This is a genomic window from Streptococcus suis, from assembly GCF_002960445.1.
GTDB classification, from domain to species: Bacteria; Bacillota; Bacilli; order Lactobacillales; family Streptococcaceae; genus Streptococcus; species Streptococcus hyiners.
The window spans coordinates 1-292 of record NZ_POJD01000420.1 but is presented as its reverse complement, the minus strand read 5'-3'; the positions used below and the strand labels follow the sequence as shown (position 1 = coordinate 292).

1 protein-coding gene is annotated in these 292 nt (G+C 43.8%); it reads left to right on the top strand.

Features of this window, described 5'->3' with window-relative positions; all coding sequences use genetic code 11:
* The coding region (locus tag C1G53_RS12350; protein ID WP_161941438.1) for a transglycosylase domain-containing protein at positions 1-292 on the top strand (292 nt) is incomplete at both ends.

Sequence of the window (292 nt, the reverse complement as noted above, 5' to 3'; positions counted from 1 at the left end):
GTTGGTCTAGGTTCATCTAGCGGTGGTTCAACCTTGACGCAGCAATTGATAAAACAGCAACTTGTCGGAGATGCTCCAACCTTTACGCGTAAGGCTAATGAGATTGTTTCGGCTTTGGCATTAGAGCGGAATATGACCAAGGAAGAGATTTTAACCATTTACTTAAATGTTTCTCCATTTGGTCGAAATAATCAGGGACGAAATATTGCAGGGGTAGAAGCTGCGGCTCAGGGAATTTTTGGTAAACCAGCGAAAGACTTGACTGTTCCTCAGGCTGCTTTTATTGCAGGCT